Consider the following 16,048-nt stretch of genomic DNA (forward strand, 5'->3'; position numbering starts at 1 on the left):
CATGTGTGCAGGTCAGCGGATGACCGGCTCCAGGGCGTCGCAGTGCCCGGGGCCCGTGCTGCCTTCGTTGTAGCTGGCGAGCGTCGCCGCCAACTGCTTGGCCAGCGTCGTCTGCTGCTTGGTCAGCGTGGTGCCCGTCACGGACGAGAGCAGCACGTCAGCCTGTGCCAGCGCCGAATCCACCGCAGCGGTCGAGTCCGCACCGTTGCTCACGTTGAGCCAGGCGGCCATGTACTGGTGCGCCAGGATGTAGTAGGCGTTGCCGGCAGGGGCCGTGTTGAACACCTCGAGCCAGGTCTTTCCTGAGTTGTAGAACATGGTGTCCTGCGCGTCCACGCCGACGTTGTCCCAGCCGTCGTCGGGATGGGCAGCCGGCCCAGCCTCGGAATGGGTCTTCCAGTAGCCCTGCGTCAGGGTGCAGACGCCCGAATCCTCGGGAACCGTGATGACCACCTGCGCATCGTCGTCGCCCGTGGTTCCGGTGTCGTTGGTGACGAAGGAAGCGGTGTTGTCGACGTAGTAGGTGCCAGCCGCGTTGTACGGGCCGACCTGACGCTCGTACATGAACGTGAAGTCGTCGCACAGTTCGTCGTCGAGCTGGCCCTCGAGGGTGTCGTTGACCTCGACGCACTCGTCGGTGACGGTGGTGGGGTCGCCGAAGGCGTAGACCGCGTCGTCGGAGACCGTCTTGTCGCCGAAGCCGTAATCCACGACAACCGTCACCGTGTTGGTGCCGCCCATGACCCGGCCGGCCACCCAAATTCCATACCTCGCAGGTATCTTTTTTTCATGCTCTATTCGCCGTTGTCAAGCTGTTTTGTCAACCTTGGCCGCCGCCTTTCGCCGCTGCGCGAGGTAGGTGGTGAAAATAATGAACGCCATCAGCCCGAGCGCCACCCACATCGCGACCCTGGCGTACAGCTCGAGCACGTCGACGATGGGCGCGCCGAACCGCCAGCCCAGCCAGAAGTACAGGCCCAGCCACAGCGTCGAGGCCACGTAGTCGTAGACGAGGAAACGGCGCAGGCTCATGTTCGTGGCGCCGGCGAGCACGAAGACCACCTGCATCAGCGGCAGGGGGATCGGCAGGTAGGCCACCAGGAAGCCCACGGGCCCGAGCTTCTCGGCCCACCGCTCGGCACGTTCGTAGTTGCGCGCGGCGCGCTTCGACTGGCCCGCCCACACCTCGATGATGCCCCGGCCCCACAGCTTGCCCGCCCACCAGTAGACCCAGTCGAACTTCAGGCTGAAGATGGACGCGACCACCAGCACCCAGGGCCAGTGCGGCATCTCCCCCTGCGACCCGAGCGCTCCAGTGACGGCGACGGCGGTGCGGGAGCCGGTGAGCATGGCCAGCCAGTCCGGCGCAGCGGTGATGAACCAGGCGCGCGTGGGCAGCAGCACGAGGGAGAACACCCCGATGAAGCCGAACCAGCCGAGGCACCAGTAGTCGGACTTGCCGGGCTCCTTGCGCCACGGCATGCCCTGGTCCTGCCACCACTGTTCGCTCTTGGCTTCTTCCACGGGCTTGGGCTCGTCGTTCACGGGCTGAAGCCTACGTCAACCCCGCCGCGTCGCGCCCCACGGCCACCCGTCGTCGGCCGCATCCGGGGCCACCGCGTTTGATCGATCCACGGCCGAGGTTATGGATTTGTTATGTCCAATTTCGTGAACCCCCCTTATGGGGGACCAGACAGCTGGGTGTAAAGTCCGGCACAGGAAAACCTAAATACCTAGGGTTCCAATCCACAACGGATCGTCGGGCACGTACCTGCCCGTGGAAAGGACAAGTGGCATGGCCACCGTTAGCTACCGGGATGCCTCCCGTGTTTACCCCGGCTCGGACCGCGCAGCGGTCAACAAGCTGAACCTCGAGATCGAGGACGGCGAGTTCATGGTCCTCGTCGGCCCCTCGGGCTGTGGCAAGTCGACCTCGCTGCGCATGCTCGCCGGCCTCGAAGAGGTCAACTCGGGCTCCATCTACATCGGCGACCGTGACGTCACGGACCTCCCGCCGAAGGACCGCGACATCGCAATGGTCTTCCAGAACTACGCCCTGTACCCGCACATGACCGTCGCGGACAACATGGGCTTCGCCCTCAAGATGCAGAACGTCCCCAAGGAAGAGCGCCAGAAGCGCGTCCAGGAGGCGGCCCACCTGCTCGGCCTCGAGGACTTCCTCTCCCGCAAGCCGAAGGCCCTCTCGGGTGGTCAGCGCCAGCGCGTCGCCATGGGCCGCGCGATCGTGCGCAACCCGCAGGTCTTCCTGATGGACGAGCCGCTGTCGAACCTCGACGCCAAGCTCCGCGTCCAGACCCGCACCCAGATCGCCGCCCTGCAGCAGCGTCTCGGCGTCACCACCGTCTACGTCACGCACGACCAGGTCGAGGCCATGACGATGGGTGACCGCGTCGCCGTCATGAAGGACGGCATCCTGCAGCAGGTGGATTCGCCGCTGGCCCTGTACGACACCCCGAAGAACCTCTTCGTGGCCGGCTTCATCGGCTCCCCCGCCATGAACCTCATCTCCGGCAGGCGCGTCGAGGACGGCGTCCAGGTGGGCGACTACATCGTGCGCATCCCGCGTGAGACCCTGGCGCGCGCCGAGGGCGAGGACACCCTCACCATCGGCATCCGCCCCGAGGCCTTCCAGGTCGCGGACGAAGGCATCGGCCTCGACATCGCCGTGGTCGAAGAGCTCGGCGCCGACTCCTACCTGTACGGCACCCTTGCCGGCCTGTCGGACGACGAGATCGTCAACGCGCAGCAGTTCGTCGCCCGCGTCGGTGCCCGCACCGCTCCTGAGAAGGGCAACGTCGTGCGGCTGTCCGCCCCTGCGGACCAGGTGCACGTGTTCAGCAACAAGACCGAAGAGCGCATCTCCTGATCGTTCGACGGATCTGCGAGGGGCCCCGGCACAGCCGGGGCCCCTCCCTTTTGCCACCCTTCCCTGACAGCGAACGGCGTTGGGCAGTCACGCGCGCCGCGGCCGGGTCGGGCTATCTTGGGACGAGTTTGCAGAAAGGCCGAGTGGTATGACCAACTTCTCCCGCTGGACCGACGCCGTGCGCACGGGCCTCGGCGTGGACCCCGCCCACGGGGCCGTCGTGCCGCCCATGTACCTCTCGTCCAACTACTCGTTCGAGTCCCTCGGCCACCCCCGCGAGTACGACTACTCCCGCTCCGGCAACCCCACGCGTGACCTGCTCAACGACGCCATCAACATCCTCGAGGGCGGGGCGGGCGCCACGACCGTGGCCACCGGCCTCGCAGGCTGCACGCTGATCGCCGAGGCGTTCGTACCCAACGGCGGCCGCGTCGTCGTGCAGCACGACGCCTACGGCGGCACGTGGCGGCTCTTCACGTTCCTCGCCTCGCAGGGCCGCATCGAGGTCGACTTCGTCGACTTCAACGACGACGACGCCTTCAGCGCCGCGCTGGCCCAGGAGCCGGCGATGGTGTGGATCGAGACGCCGTCGAACCCCCTGCTGCGGATCACCGACATCCGCCGCGCCTCGGACGCGGCCCACGCGGCGGGCGCGCTGGTGGTGGTCGACAACACGTTCCTCTCGCCCCTCCTGCAACGCCCCCTGGAGCACGGGGCTGACCTGGTGCTGCACTCCACCACGAAGTTCATCAACGGCCACTCCGACGTCGTGGGCGGCGCGGTCGTGGCCGCCACCGCCGAACAGCACGAGCGGCTGCGCCAGTGGGCCAACGCGCTGGGCCTGACCTCGAGCGCGTTCGACGCCTTCCTCACCCTGCGCGGCGTGCGCACCCTGGAGGCGCGGTTGCGCGTGCACGGCGAGAACGCGGCCGCGCTGGTTCAGGCCGTCGACGGCCACCCCGCCGTCGGCACGCTGTACTGGCCCGGCCTGCCGTCGCACCCCGGACACGAGGTGGCGGCGCGGCAGCAGCTGGGCTTCGGCTCGCTGATCAGCGTCGACCTCGCAGGGGGCCGCGCCGCCGTCGAACGGTTCCTGGACGGGCTGGAGATCTTCCACCTGGCCGAGTCGCTGGGCGGGGTCGAGTCGTTGATCTGTCACCCGGCGTCCATGACTCACGCGGGCATGACCGACGAGGCCCGCGCCACCGCCGGCATCTCCGACGGCCTGCTGCGGATCAGCGTGGGGGTCGAGGGCGGCGACGACCTGGCCGAAGTCGTGACGGAGGCGCTCGACAGGGCGCGATGATGGGGTCATGATCAGCCTCACGCTGGCGCTGGAGCTCCGCGACGCCGGCCTGCCGTGGCAACCCGGCCCCGGCGACCGGTTCGCCGTGACGCGCACCGAGATGATCGACGACGTGTTCCACGTCGCCGACATGGTCATCGAGGCCAGGCAGCTCGACACCGGCACGCTCTTCGCGTTCAACGGCACCACGGAATGGGCGCTGGACTCCGTGGCGCAGTCGGCGACGGTGTGGCTGCCCACGGAGGGCCAGCTGCGGGAGGCCCTCGGGGACAGGTTCGCGCGGCTCACCCGGGACGGCCGGGAGTTCGTCGTCGAACTCGACGACGGCACCACGCACCGCGACGCCGACGCGGAGAACGCCTACGCCGCCGCGCTGTTGACGGTGCTGGCTTAGGTAGGCTGGGCACGTGCCCAGATTCCTTGCTGCCAGACCCGACGCTGAACTGCTTCGGCTCCCGTGGCAGGTGCCGCTGGCCGAGTGGCCCACCCAACACCTCGTCGCGCTCCCCCGCGGCATCTCGCGGCACGTCGTGCGGTTCCTCCAGGTGGGCGAGGAGATCTACGCGGCCAAGGAGATCCTCGAGGAGGTGGCGGTGCAGGAGTACCGCCTCCTGACCGAACTCAAGCGGCTCAAGGTGCCGTCGGTGGACCCGGTGGGCGTGGTGCTGGGCCGGGTCGACACCAACGGCGACCCCCTCGACCCCATCCTGCTCACCCGGCACCTGCCGTTCTCGCTGCCGTACCGCTCGCTCTTCTACCACGGGGTCAAGCACGAGACGGTCAACCGGCTGCTCGACGCGATGGTGGTGCTGTTCGCCCGGCTGCACCTGACCGGCTTCTACTGGGGCGACGTGTCGCTGTCGAACATCCTGTTCCGCCGCGACGCCGGCGAGTTCGCCGCCTACCTCGTCGACGCCGAGACCGGCGAGCTGCACGACCAGCTGACCGACGGCCAGCGCGCCCACGACCTGCAGATCGCGCGCACCAACCTGTTCGGCGAGTTCCTCGACCTCGAGGCCGGCGGCATCCTCGACCCGTCGCTGGACCCGGAATGGCTCGTCAAGACCATCGAGGACCGCTACCAGCAGTTGTGGGCCGAGCTGACCGGCGTCGAGGAGTTCGACGAGTCCGAGATGTACCGCCTCGAGGGGCGGGTGCGGCGACTCAACGCGCTGGGCTTCGACGTCGCGGAGATCGACGTCGACGCCTCCCCCGACGGGAGCACCATCCGCATGAAGCCCAAGGTCGTCGAGGCCGGTCACCACATACGCCGGCTCATGCGCCTCACGGGCCTCGACGCCGAGGAACACCAGGCCCGCCGCCTGCTCAACGACATGGACACGTTCCGCGCCAAGAACGCGCCGCACATGGCGGAGTCGGTGGCTGCGCACAAGTGGCTCGTCGAGGTGTTCGAGCCCGCCATCAACCGCATCCCCGCAGACCTGCGCGGCAAGCGCGACGCGGCCCAGTTCTTCCATGAGGTGCTGGACTACCGCTGGTACCAGTCGCAGCGCGAGAACCGTGAGGTGCCCACCACGGACGCCGCCTCCGGCTACATCCGCGAGATCCTCACCACGCTGCCCGACGAGCAACTCGGCGACCTCCAGATGGTCGGCGGCGAGCTGGCCAACAAGTACGACCCCTCGCACGGGTTCGCCGATGAGAACGAGGACAAGCCGTACGACCCCTGGGAGGACGGCGCCAACGACCCAGACCTGGAGTTGGCAGCCACCTTCGACATCGACGCGCTGCGCGCGAAGGCGGCCAGGAAGAAGAAGTAGGCGTTCGTTTCCACACCCCCGGCGGTCCGGCCCGGCTGGGTCGCGCTATGGTTCGGCGACACCCTGCACCCGGGTGCTGACTTGGGAGGAACCCACACATGCTCAAGACCGTCCGCGTGGCCCTGGCCGCCATCGTCGCCGTGACCGGCGCCGTGGCGCTGGCCCCGAACTCCTCCGCCGACACCGCTGTCGACGTCTACTCCACCCCTGGCGTCCACAACGTCAACGGCCGCCAGTGGCGCACCACCTGTGAGCCGTACTCCGTCACGCAGCGCTGCCGCACCGAGATCCAGGCCACCGTCGTGTCCTGGGACGGCGCGAAGTTCGTGCAGAAGACGGACTGGGCGTTCAACAACCTGACCTACCTCCCCTCGCCGCGCGCGACGTGGAAGGGCAACCCGCTGGCAGCCAGCGGCACCTTCGCCAGCGCCGGCCGCCAGTGGCGCACCGAGTGCGACACCGCCGCCACCGGCCGGGGCGCCTGCCGCTCCTACATCCAGGCCGACGTCATCGCCAAGACCGCCGCCGGTTTCCAGTGGCAGACGCAGTGGGTGTTCAACTCGATGGTGCGCTTCAGCACCAGCGCCCCCGCCCCCACCCCGACGCCGAGCGAGCCCGTGTTCGAGCTGCCCGGGGTCGACATCGCACCGGCGGACGCCCCCGACGTCGCCGGGTGGGACAAGGAGGCCTTCGACGGCATCGTGCTGTACTCCAAGGAAGTGGGGACGCAGTACGCGTTCGTCGTGGCCCAGGCGCTCGGTGACGTCGAGGGCGGCGCTGACTTCTTCATCCAGGACCTCACCGAGGTCCAGAAGGTCGGCTCCGCCACCTGCGGCGTCGTCACCGAAACCGATGAGGAGGGCGAGTTCTCGATGGACGTCTGCGTGTTCACCACCACGAAGTACGGCGTCGTCCTGGTGACGGCCGACGGGACCACCAAGGCCGAGCTGCACGAGGTGGTCGGCGTCCTGTCGACCAAGCTCCCCTGACGTGAGCACCCCGTGAGGGCCCCGGGCTTCGGCCCGGGTCCCTCACCATTTTTCGGCCTTTCCGCGATGCGCACCGCGGCTACCGCGACCCGCGTGCCGACCCCGGAAGACCGCCGCTTCGGCACCCGCCCGATTTTTCCCTACCGAAACAGAGTGGCAGATGTGGATAATCCACATCTGCCACTCTGTTTCGGTAGGGATAAGTCGGGCGCCGCGCGATCACAGCTTCCGCGCGAACAGGTGCTCGATCACGCCGGCGTGCGAGCGGCCGCTGTCGACCAGTTGCACGCCGCGCATCCGCTCGAGCTTCGGCAGGGGGCGGCGGGTCCAGTACTCGCCGTTGGTGCGCTTCGACACCGCCTCGACTGCGAACTGCAGCGCCTTGAGCACGGGGTTGGTCGACACCACGTGGTCGGCCAACAGGATCCGCCCGTTCGGGCGCGTCACCCGCACCATCTCCGCGAGCGCGACGTCGTCGTCGGGCACCTCGCACATCGCGAAGGTGGCCACGACGGTGTCGAAGGTCTCGTCGTCGAACGGCAGGCGCATCACGTCGCCCTCCACGAACCTGACCGTCCTGCCGAGCCGGCCGGCACGGGCCCTGGCCTGGTCCAGCATCGCGACGCTCGTGTCCAGCCCGGTGACGGCGACATCGGCCGAGTAGTGCGGCAGGTTGAGCCCGGTCCCGATCGCGACCTCCAGCAGGCTGCCGACGGCGCGCTCGCCGATCCACCGCCGACTGGGCGTCATGAACCGGCCCTCGAGCGGCGCCACCATCCGGTCGTAGCGGGCCGCGGTGCGGTCCCAGAGCATCCGCTGGCGGTCCTCGGGCGTGGTCATGGCGTCAGTCTCCCACGCCCTGAGGCGCTGGGACAGGGGTCAGCAGCCGTCGGGGCCGCAGGCGTCCCCGGCCTCGCCCTCGATGGTGATGAGCTGGGGGGCCTTCTCCGAGGCCACCGTTTGCAACGCCTGCGCGAAGACCTCCGACGGCTGGGCGCCCGAGACGCCGTACTTGTTGTCGAAGACGAAGAACGGCACGCCCTGCACCCCGATCTGGCGGGCGAGCATGATGTCCTCCTCCACGGCGCGGTCGAGTTCGGCGGAGTCGACGGCGGCGCGGGCCTCCGACTGCGGCAGGCCGACCTCGGCGGCGAGGCGGGTCAGCACCTCCACGTCGTTGATGTCCTCGCCATCGATGAAGTGCGCTGCGAGCAGCGCCTCCTTGAGGGCGTCAACGCTGTCGCCGTCGCCGTCGTCGGCCCGGTCCGCGGCCTTCGCGGCCTGGAGCACGCGGTGCGCCTTGCGGGAGTTGGCCACCACGAGGTTGTCGAAGTCGTACTCGAGGCCCTCGCCGTGCGCCTGCGTGGTGACGTGCTGCAGCATCTGCAGCACCTGCGGGCGGGCCATGCCCTTCATCTCGACGAGGTAGTCGATCTCCGAGCGGTCGTCGTGGTCTGGCAGGGTGGGGTCGAGCTGGTAGGAGCGCCAGGTCACGTTGACCTGTTCCTTCTGGGGGAACTCTTCGAGCGCCCTCTCGAAGCGCCGCTTGCCGATGTAGCACCACGGGCAGGCGATGTCGGACCAGATCTGAACGTTGATACTCACATTTTCAACTATACAGCACGCTCCGCGAGCCGGCCGCCGCGGCACGAGCGCATGACCGGCCGCAGGCCCTCAGCCCTCCAACGCTGCATCGCGCACCAGTAGCGCCAGTTGCACGCGGTTCTCCAGCCCCAGCTTGGTGAGCGCGCGCGACACGTGCGCCTTCACGGTGGCCAGGCTCAGGTACAGCGCCTGCGCGATCACCGTGTTCGACTCGCCGCGCCCCACGGCCCGCGCCACGTCGAGTTCACGCTCCGTGAGCACCGCCAGCCGGGCCCGCGCCGCGTCCCGGTCTGCGGAGCCACCCACCACGACCGACTCCATGAGCCGCGCGGTCACCGACGGCGACAGCACGGGCTGCCCGGCGGCGGCGTCGAGGATGCCCGCCACCAGCCGCTCGGGCGGGGTCGTCTTCAGCAGGTACCCGCTCGCGCCGGCCCGCAGCGCTTGGGCCACCGAGTCGTCACCGTCGAACGTCGTGAGCACCACCACCCGCGGGCCCTTCCCGTCCGGGTGCGCCGAGCGCACCTGCGCCGTGGCCGCGACGCCGTCGAGCACCGGCATCCGGATGTCCATCAGCACCACCTGGGGCTGCAACTCGGCGATCCGCCGCAGCGCCTCCCGCCCGTCCGCGGCCTCACCGACCACCTCGACCTGGGCCGCACCGCCCAGGATGGCCTTCAGCCCGGCGCGCACCAGGGGCTCGTCGTCGACCAGCAGTACCGTGACCGGTTCCATCATCCACTCCAGGGCAGGTGGGCCCGCACGACGAAGACGCCCTCCTCGACGGCGTGCCGCAGCGTTCCGCCCGCCAGCGCGAGCCGTTCGGCCAGGCCGAGCAGCCCCATGCCGGTGCCGCCGATCTGGGCGGGCACCCCCGACGGGGGCAGCGGGTTGCGCACCACGATATCGAGCGCGGGCCCCTCCGCCCCGCGCAACTCCAAGGTGACCGGCAGGCCGGCCGCGTGCTTGCGTGCGTTGGTGAGGCATTCCTGCACCACGCGGTACGCGGTGCGGCTCACCGCCGTGGGCAGTTCGTCGAAGTCCGGCATCATGCCCACGGCCGCCACCGGCGTCCCGGCGCGCTGCGCGTCCTCGATCAGCAGCGGCAACTGGTCCAGCGTGGGCTGCGGCGGGGCCGTCGCGGCGGGCTCCCCACCCCTCAGCACGCCCAGCACATCGCGCAACTCGGCGACGGCGTGGTCGGCGTTGTCGCGGATCACGCCGGCATGCTCGGCCACCTGCTGGGGGGGCAGGTCCGAGCGATAGGCCAACGCGTTGGCGTGTACGGCGATGAGCGAGATCCGGTGCGCCAGCACGTCGTGCATCTCCTGCGCGATCCGGGCGCGCTCGGCCGTCTTGGCCTGCGTCACCCGCAGGTGCTGCTCGCGCTCCAGGGTGGCGGCGCGCTCGCGCAGCGAGGCGACGAGTTCCCGGCGGGCCCCACGGTAGGCGCCCCACGCGCAGAAGCCGGCGAAGATCACCAGCGACAGTGCGATCGACACCACCATGTCGGCCCGGCTCCCGGACGAGGGCCAGAAGACGTGGTTGACCCACACGGCGGCCACCAGCACCGGGGTGAGCACGGCGAAGTCGCTCCAGCGGCGCCTGGCCGAGATCGACACCAGGCACACCGCCGTCGCCACGAGGCTGAAGCCGGACACGGCGGTGGCCGCCGAGGCCAGCAGCGCCACCGGGAGCGGCCACCGGCGTCGGAAGAGCATGGCCACCAGCACGCCGAGGCCGAGGACCAGGTCGACGGCGAGCCAGGCGTTGCTGACCGGCTGCACGAGGATGGTCACCTGGCCGGTGATGTCGGTCCCGGGCTTGGCGGCCTCCTCGCTGGCCTCGAGCCGGATGCCGAACATCAGCAGCCCGCCGAACCCGGCCACGGCGAAGCGCCAGACCTCGCCCCAGACGCGCGCGAGCCGGCGGCGAGGGGAGGCGACGGCGGTGCTCATGGCGTCAGTCTATGGACGCGCGCCCACGGCCGCGTCCGGCCGAAGTAGCGAGCCACCCCCTACCAAAGACGCGGCGGGCAACATCCCTGCGCCACCCCCGTTCGAGCCCTCCGGCCGATGGGCGCACGCCTGCCCCAGCGGGAGGCTGGAGCCATGATCACAGTGTCGAACCTCACCAAGAACTACGGACCCACCACCGTCGTCGACGACGTCACCTTCCGGGCAGCACCGGGCCGCGTCACCGGTTTCCTGGGTGCCAACGGCGCCGGCAAGTCCACCACCATGCGCATGGTCTGCGGCATGACCGCGCCGACGTCGGGCTCCGCGCTCGTGCACGGCCAGCGGTTCCGCGACCTGCCCAACCCCGGCAGGCAGATCGGCGTCCTCCTCGACGCCGGCGCGCAGCACATGGGCCGCACCGGGCGCGAGACCCTGACGCTCAGCGCGCTCCAGATGGGCGTGCCGCGACGGCGGGTCGACGAGGTACTCGACCTCGTCCAACTGGACCGCAAGGCCGCCCGCAAGCGGGTGGGCGCGTACTCGCTGGGCATGCGGCAGCGCCTCGGCATCGCCAACGCGCTGCTGGGCTCCCCCACCGCCCTCATGCTCGACGAGCCTGCCAACGGCCTGGACCCCTCCGGCATCCGCTGGATGCGCCAACTGCTGCGCAGCTTCGCCGACGACGGCGGCACGGTGCTGCTGAGCTCGCACCTGTTGCACGAGGTGGAACTGGTCGCCGACGACCTCGTCGTGATCGCGGAGGGCCGCATCGTCGCCCGCGGCGAGGTGGCCGAGTTCACCGCCTCCGGCGCCCGCAGCCTCGAGGACGTCTTCTTCTCCATCACCGCCGCCTGACCACCCGCCCCAGCACGCAGAAAGCAATCCCCATGACCACCGAAACACTCGTCAACGCCCAGCCCACCGTCGCCCCCTCCCGCGCGATCCTCCCCACCGGCTTCGGCCGCCTGCTGCTGGTCGAGGCACGCAAGCTCGTCAACACCAGGGCCGGCCGCTGGCTGCTCGTCATCGCCGTGCTCGCCAGCATCGGGGCCGCCGCCCTGTCCGTGGCCTACTTCCCCGAGCGCACCGTCAGCGCGGTGTTCTTCTTCTCGTTCCTGCCCCTCGGCCTGCTCGTTCCCGTCGTGGCCATCCTGACGGCCACCGCCGAATGGTCGCAGCGCACGGGGCTGACCACCTTCGCGCTCGAGCCGCGCCGCGGGAGGGTCGTCGCGGCCAAGCTGGTGGTGTCGCTGCTGGCCGGCGTGGCGATCATGCTGGTGTCCGGCGTCTTCACCTACGCGGCCGCCGGCATCGGAGCGCTGGCGGGTCAGTCCTGGGACGGCTGGGCCCTCGATCTGGGCGTGCTCGCCGGCCCGGCGTTGAACCTGATGCTCCTGATGCTGCAGGCCAGCGCCTTCGGACTGATCCTGCTCAACACCCCGTCGGCGGTGGTGCTCTACTTCGTGCTGCCGCAGGTCTGGACCACGGTGGTGGGCTTCGTGCCGTGGCTCGCGTCCCGCGCCGCCTGGCTCGACCTCAACGCCGCCACCGAACCGATGTTCACCTCGCTGCCCGACATGACCGGCCAGCACTGGCTGCAGCTGGCCTGCGCCACCGCGCTGTGGGTGCTGGTTCCCCTCGCCGCAGGCGTGTGGCGCTTCCTCCGCGCCGAGGTCAAGTGACCCTGCTGGCACCGGGCCCCCGTCGACTGCGCGTCGGCGGGGGCCATCCCCGGTAAACTGCCCTCTTGTGACGCTGAAGCTGTATGACACCGCCTCACGAACCGTGCGCGAGTTCGTGCCCCTTGTCGACGGCAAGGTCTCGATCTACCACTGCGGCCTGACCGTGCAGGCGTCACCCCACCTGGGCCACATCCGCAAGGAGGTCAACTTCGACGTCCTGCGCCGCTGGCTCGAGCACGAGGGCCATGACGTCACCGTCGTCGCCAACGTCACCGACATCGACGACAAGATCCTGACCAAGTCGGCTGAGGAGGGCGTCGAGTGGTGGGCGCACGCCTACCGCTTCGAGCGGGAACTGCACGAGGCCTACGCCTCGCTCGGCTGCAAGCCTCCCACGTACGAGCCGCGCGCCACCGGACACGTCCCGGAGATGATCGAGCTCATCGAGGACCTCATCGAGAAGGGGCACGCCTACCCCGCGTCAGACCGCTCCGGCGACGTCTACTTCGACGTGAAGAGCTGGCCGCGGTACGGCGAACTCTCCGGCCAGAAGGTCGACGAGATGGAGGCGGCCGCCGATGCCGACCCGCGCGGCAAGCGCGACCCCCGAGACTTCGCGCTGTGGAAGGGCCACAAGCCCGACGAGCCGCTCACCGCGAGCTGGCCGTCGCCGTGGGGCCGTGGCCGCCCGGGCTGGCACATCGAGTGCTCCGCCATGGCCGGCAAGTACCTGGGCGACACCTTCGACATCCACGGCGGCGGCATCGACCTGCGGTTCCCGCACCACGAGAACGAGCTGGCGCAGTCGGCGGCGGCCGGCCACGGGTTCGCCCGCTTCTGGCTGCACAACGCGTGGGTGTCGATGGCCGGCGAGAAGATGAGCAAGTCGCTGGGCAACACCGCCCTGGTCTCCGAGGTCACGAAGGCCTATGACCCCCGAGCGGTGCGCTTCTTCCTGCTGGCGCCGCACTACCGCTCCACCATCGAGTTCTCCCCCGCCGACGAGGGCACCCGCGGCTCGCTCGCCGAGGCGGAGAAGGCCATCGAGCGCATCGACTCATTCATCGAGCGGGCCGCCGAGCACGCCTCCGACGGCGGGGACACCGCCAGGGCACACCGCCTGCCGCAGTACGCGGCGTTCACCGACGCCATGAACGACGACCTGGGCACCCCGGGCGCCGTGGCGGCCCTGTTCGACGCCATCCGCGCCGGCAACCAGGCGCTCGCGGCCGGTGACGCCGAGCAGGTCGTCGACGTCTACTTCGCGGTCAGCATGATGCTCAACGTCTTCGGCATCCACCCGCACGCCGACGAATGGGCCAGCCAGGGCTCCGACGCCGACCTCACCCCCGTCGTCGACGGCCTGGTGGGTGCGCTGCTGGAGCAGCGGGCCAAGGCGCGCGCCGACAAGGACTGGGCCACCGCCGACAGCATCCGCGACACCCTGAGCACCGTGGGCCTCACCATCGAGGACACGCCCTCCGGCCCCAAGTGGAGCCTCGGATGACTCGCTCCCTGAGCCGGGTGCCTCGCTCCCTGAGCCGGGCGTCTCGCTCCCTGAGCCGGGCGTCTGCGAGGAACGAGCAGCACGTCCGGTCGAAGGGCCCCAAGCCCACAGACCACAGCACTCACCGCCCCTTCGACCAGCCACGCGCGGCCGGCTCAGGGAACGACTAGAAGGATCACCCCATGGCAGGCAACTCCTCGCGCCGCGGCGCGACCAGCAAGGGCAAGAACAAGGCAGCCGGTTCCGGCGGCCGCATCCGCCGTTCCCTCGAGGGCCGCGGGCCCACACCCAAGGCCGAGGACCGCGTCTACCACAAGGCGTACAAGGCCAAGCAGGCCGCGCAGCGCCGCCAGTCGTCGAGGCCGGCCCGGCAGAAGCCCGCCGGCGCCGACTGGGTGGTGGGCCGCAACCCCGTCTACGAGGCGCTGATGGCAGGCATGCCGGTCAAGCAGGCCTACGTGGCGGAGGGTTCCGAGCGCGACGACCGCCTCCGCGACATCCTCAAGTTCGCCGCCGACCACGGCCTGCCGATGCTGCAGGTCACCCGGGCCGAACTCGACCGCGTCACCGGCGGGCTCGTGCACCAGGGCGTGGCGTTGCAGTTGCCCGCCTACGAGTACGCCGACCCGCAGGACCTCATCGCCGACGCGTTCGAGGTCGACGGCATCATCGTGGCGCTCGACGGCGTCACCGACCCGCGCAACCTGGGCGCGATCGTCCGTTCCGCCGCGGCCTTCGGCGCGACGGGCGTGGTGATCCCCTCGCGTCGCTCGGCCTCGATGACGGCCGCCGCGTGGAAGACCTCCGCCGGCGCCGCGGCCCGGCTGCCGATCGCGATGGCGACCAACCTCAACCGCACGCTCGAGCAGGCGTCGAAGACCGGGTTCACGATCCTCGGCCTGGCCGGCGAGGGCGACGTCCCGGTCAGCGGCGCCGCAGGTCTCGACGGGCCGCTGGTCATCGTCGTGGGCTCCGAGGACGAGGGCCTCGCCCGGCTGGTGCGTGACCACTGCGACCAGTTGGTGTCGATCCCGATCGCCAGCAGCGTCGAGTCGCTCAACGCCTCGGTGGCCGCGTCCGTGGCGCTCTACGAGGTCTCGCAGCAGCGCGCAGGCATCACTGAGGCTGTTCCCGGGCAGTGAACTGCACGCCGAACTGCAGCGGTGACGGCGTCGCGGTGAACTGCGCCGGCACCTCGACGCCGCCGGTGTAGAGGGCCTTCAGCTCACCCTTGGGCTGGAACCGCATGGTGGCGGCGGTGAACGGCTCCGTCAACTGCCAGACCAGGTCCACCGTCGTCGACAACTCGATGTCGGCCGCGGAGATCCGCTCCGGCGACAACACGCTGTGGTTGCTGCCCGCGCTGTCCTCCAGCGCGAACGACTCCGGCCCGCTGAACGCGTAGGTGAAGCGGGTGTCGGTCAGGCTGGGCTCGAACGTGAGCCGCAGCCGCAGCCACTGCATGCCGGGTTGGGCCCAGCCCCGGCCGGGCAGCCACGGGGCGAGGATGCTCGACGTCGGGTTGGGCGACAGGGCGATGGCCAGCTGGGCCTCGTCCTGCTCGATGGCCAGCGCCGGGTCCGGCAGGCTGACCAGGTTGTGCATGAAGATCTGCCGCTCCGGTTCGACGGCGATGATGTGTCGCTGCCGCAAACCCGCCGTCGCGGCCCAGGCGTCGTCGTCGACGGGTTCGCCGGTCAGCAGGTCGAGCGTGACGGTGCGTTCCTGGTCGGTGGCGTCGAGGAACACCGGGGCTCCCTCGGGCACGCACAGCATGATGAGCGTCCAGGAGATGTCGTACTCGCCGTCGTCGTTGATCATGTGGCGCACGAACGGCGGGCCCAGGTCGATGCCGGCGTCGCCGACGCGGAGCCGGTGGGCGAGGTCGGCGTCGGGATCCGGCTGGAACGACGGCAGCCCCGCGGCCAGCGTGAACGCGAGGATCTGGTGGCCCTCAGGGGCGCGCAGCGGGGTGCGGCGCCTCACCTGCATGGCCGTGCCGGTGCCCACCTCGGCCCCCAGGAAGACCTGCTCGAGGCGGGCGTCGAAGTGGGGCGTGGAGATTCGCTGCCCGACGGTGCGGCCCTCCTCGATGGACTTGACGCCGTTGTCGCTGGTCTGGACGAAGAAATCGGCCCGCAACTCGACGGCGGGGTCCACCGACTCCACCGCCTCCGGCGCCCCGTCCACCCAGCGGATGGGTTCGAACGAACAGCCGCTGAGCCCCATGAGCGCAAGGAGGCCCAGAGCACCACGCCTGTTCACCGACACAGGGTGAAGGGTAACGGATGGGCCGTTCACGGCACGGAGGTCTAGAGTGGGCCACACACCCC

General features: G+C 70.0%; 16 protein-coding genes. 9 read left to right on the forward strand and 7 right to left on the reverse strand.

Features of this window, described 5'->3' with window-relative positions; genetic code table 11:
• Window positions 1-12: 12 nt before the first annotated feature.
• Window positions 13-756, reverse strand: coding sequence for a hypothetical protein (locus tag ABEA30_RS01435; RefSeq protein ID WP_345577890.1), 744 nt, complete (start codon window positions 754-756; stop codon window positions 13-15).
• 51 nt (window positions 757-807) lie between these two features.
• Window positions 808-1,545 (reverse strand): DedA family protein, encoded by a 738-nt coding sequence (locus tag ABEA30_RS01440; RefSeq protein ID WP_345577893.1) that lies wholly within the window; start codon window positions 1,543-1,545, stop codon window positions 808-810.
• A gap of 250 nt (window positions 1,546-1,795) precedes the next feature.
• Between ABEA30_RS01440 and ABEA30_RS01445 the strand changes: the two genes are divergently transcribed.
• The 5 genes from ABEA30_RS01445 to ABEA30_RS01465 all read left to right on the forward strand — a co-directional run bounded on the left by ABEA30_RS01445 (window position 1,796) and on the right by ABEA30_RS01465 (window position 6,963).
• Window positions 1,796-2,887, forward strand: a complete 1,092-nt coding sequence (locus ABEA30_RS01445) for an ABC transporter ATP-binding protein (RefSeq protein ID WP_345577896.1) — start codon at window positions 1,796-1,798, stop codon at window positions 2,885-2,887.
• A 148-nt stretch (window positions 2,888-3,035) separates the two neighbouring features.
• Complete coding sequence (metB, locus tag ABEA30_RS01450; protein ID WP_345577899.1) at window positions 3,036-4,193, forward strand: cystathionine gamma-synthase; 1,158 nt, start codon at window positions 3,036-3,038, stop codon at window positions 4,191-4,193.
• A gap of 7 nt (window positions 4,194-4,200) precedes the next feature.
• Window positions 4,201-4,587, forward strand: a complete 387-nt coding sequence (locus tag ABEA30_RS01455) for a pilus assembly protein CpaE (RefSeq protein WP_345577902.1) — start codon at window positions 4,201-4,203, stop codon at window positions 4,585-4,587.
• A gap of 13 nt (window positions 4,588-4,600) precedes the next feature.
• A complete protein-coding gene (locus ABEA30_RS01460; RefSeq protein ID WP_345577905.1) occupies window positions 4,601-5,974 on the forward strand; it encodes a DUF4032 domain-containing protein in 1,374 nt (457 codons plus the stop codon).
• Between the two features lie 98 nt (window positions 5,975-6,072).
• Window positions 6,073-6,963, forward strand: a complete 891-nt coding sequence (locus tag ABEA30_RS01465; RefSeq protein WP_345577908.1) for a hypothetical protein — start codon at window positions 6,073-6,075, stop codon at window positions 6,961-6,963.
• Between the two features lie 219 nt (window positions 6,964-7,182).
• On the opposite strand, the gene ABEA30_RS01470 is transcribed toward ABEA30_RS01465, so the two are convergent.
• From ABEA30_RS01470 to ABEA30_RS01485, 4 genes are all read right to left on the reverse strand, one after another.
• Window positions 7,183-7,803, reverse strand: a complete 621-nt coding sequence (locus ABEA30_RS01470; RefSeq protein WP_345577911.1) for a class I SAM-dependent methyltransferase — start codon at window positions 7,801-7,803, stop codon at window positions 7,183-7,185.
• A gap of 39 nt (window positions 7,804-7,842) precedes the next feature.
• A complete protein-coding gene (locus ABEA30_RS01475) occupies window positions 7,843-8,568 on the reverse strand; it encodes a DsbA family oxidoreductase (RefSeq protein WP_345577914.1) in 726 nt (241 codons plus the stop codon).
• A gap of 69 nt (window positions 8,569-8,637) precedes the next feature.
• Entirely contained in the window at window positions 8,638-9,306 is a 669-nt protein-coding gene (locus ABEA30_RS01480) for a response regulator transcription factor (protein ID WP_345577917.1), read from the reverse strand.
• The gene (locus ABEA30_RS01485) at window positions 9,303-10,526 is read right to left on the reverse strand and encodes a sensor histidine kinase (protein ID WP_345577920.1); all 1,224 of its coding nucleotides are present in this window, start codon (window positions 10,524-10,526) and stop codon (window positions 9,303-9,305) included. Before ABEA30_RS01485 ends, ABEA30_RS01480 begins: the two co-directional genes overlap by 4 nt.
• A 153-nt stretch (window positions 10,527-10,679) precedes the next feature.
• Between ABEA30_RS01485 and ABEA30_RS01490 the strand changes: the two genes are divergently transcribed.
• From ABEA30_RS01490 to rlmB, 4 genes are all read left to right on the forward strand, one after another.
• Window positions 10,680-11,381, forward strand: a complete 702-nt coding sequence (locus ABEA30_RS01490; RefSeq protein WP_345577923.1) for an ABC transporter ATP-binding protein — start codon at window positions 10,680-10,682, stop codon at window positions 11,379-11,381.
• A gap of 32 nt (window positions 11,382-11,413) precedes the next feature.
• Complete coding sequence (locus ABEA30_RS01495; RefSeq protein ID WP_345577926.1) at window positions 11,414-12,208, forward strand: hypothetical protein; 795 nt, start codon at window positions 11,414-11,416, stop codon at window positions 12,206-12,208.
• Between the two features lie 67 nt (window positions 12,209-12,275).
• Entirely contained in the window at window positions 12,276-13,715 is a 1,440-nt protein-coding gene (cysS, locus tag ABEA30_RS01500) for a cysteine--tRNA ligase (protein WP_345577929.1), read from the forward strand.
• Between the two features lie 182 nt (window positions 13,716-13,897).
• Window positions 13,898-14,857 (forward strand): 23S rRNA (guanosine(2251)-2'-O)-methyltransferase RlmB, encoded by a 960-nt coding sequence (rlmB, locus tag ABEA30_RS01505; protein WP_345577932.1) that lies wholly within the window; start codon window positions 13,898-13,900, stop codon window positions 14,855-14,857.
• On the opposite strand, the gene ABEA30_RS01510 is transcribed toward rlmB, so the two are convergent.
• On the reverse strand, window positions 14,832-15,980 hold the full coding sequence (locus tag ABEA30_RS01510; RefSeq protein WP_345577935.1) for a hypothetical protein: 1,149 nt from the start codon (window positions 15,978-15,980) through the stop codon (window positions 14,832-14,834). The two genes, rlmB and ABEA30_RS01510, sit on opposite strands and share 26 nt — an antisense overlap.
• Window positions 15,981-16,048: the final 68 nt, after the last annotated feature.

It is taken from the genome of Tessaracoccus lubricantis, assembly GCF_039544535.1.
GTDB lineage: Bacteria > Actinomycetota > Actinomycetes > Propionibacteriales > Propionibacteriaceae > Arachnia > Arachnia lubricantis.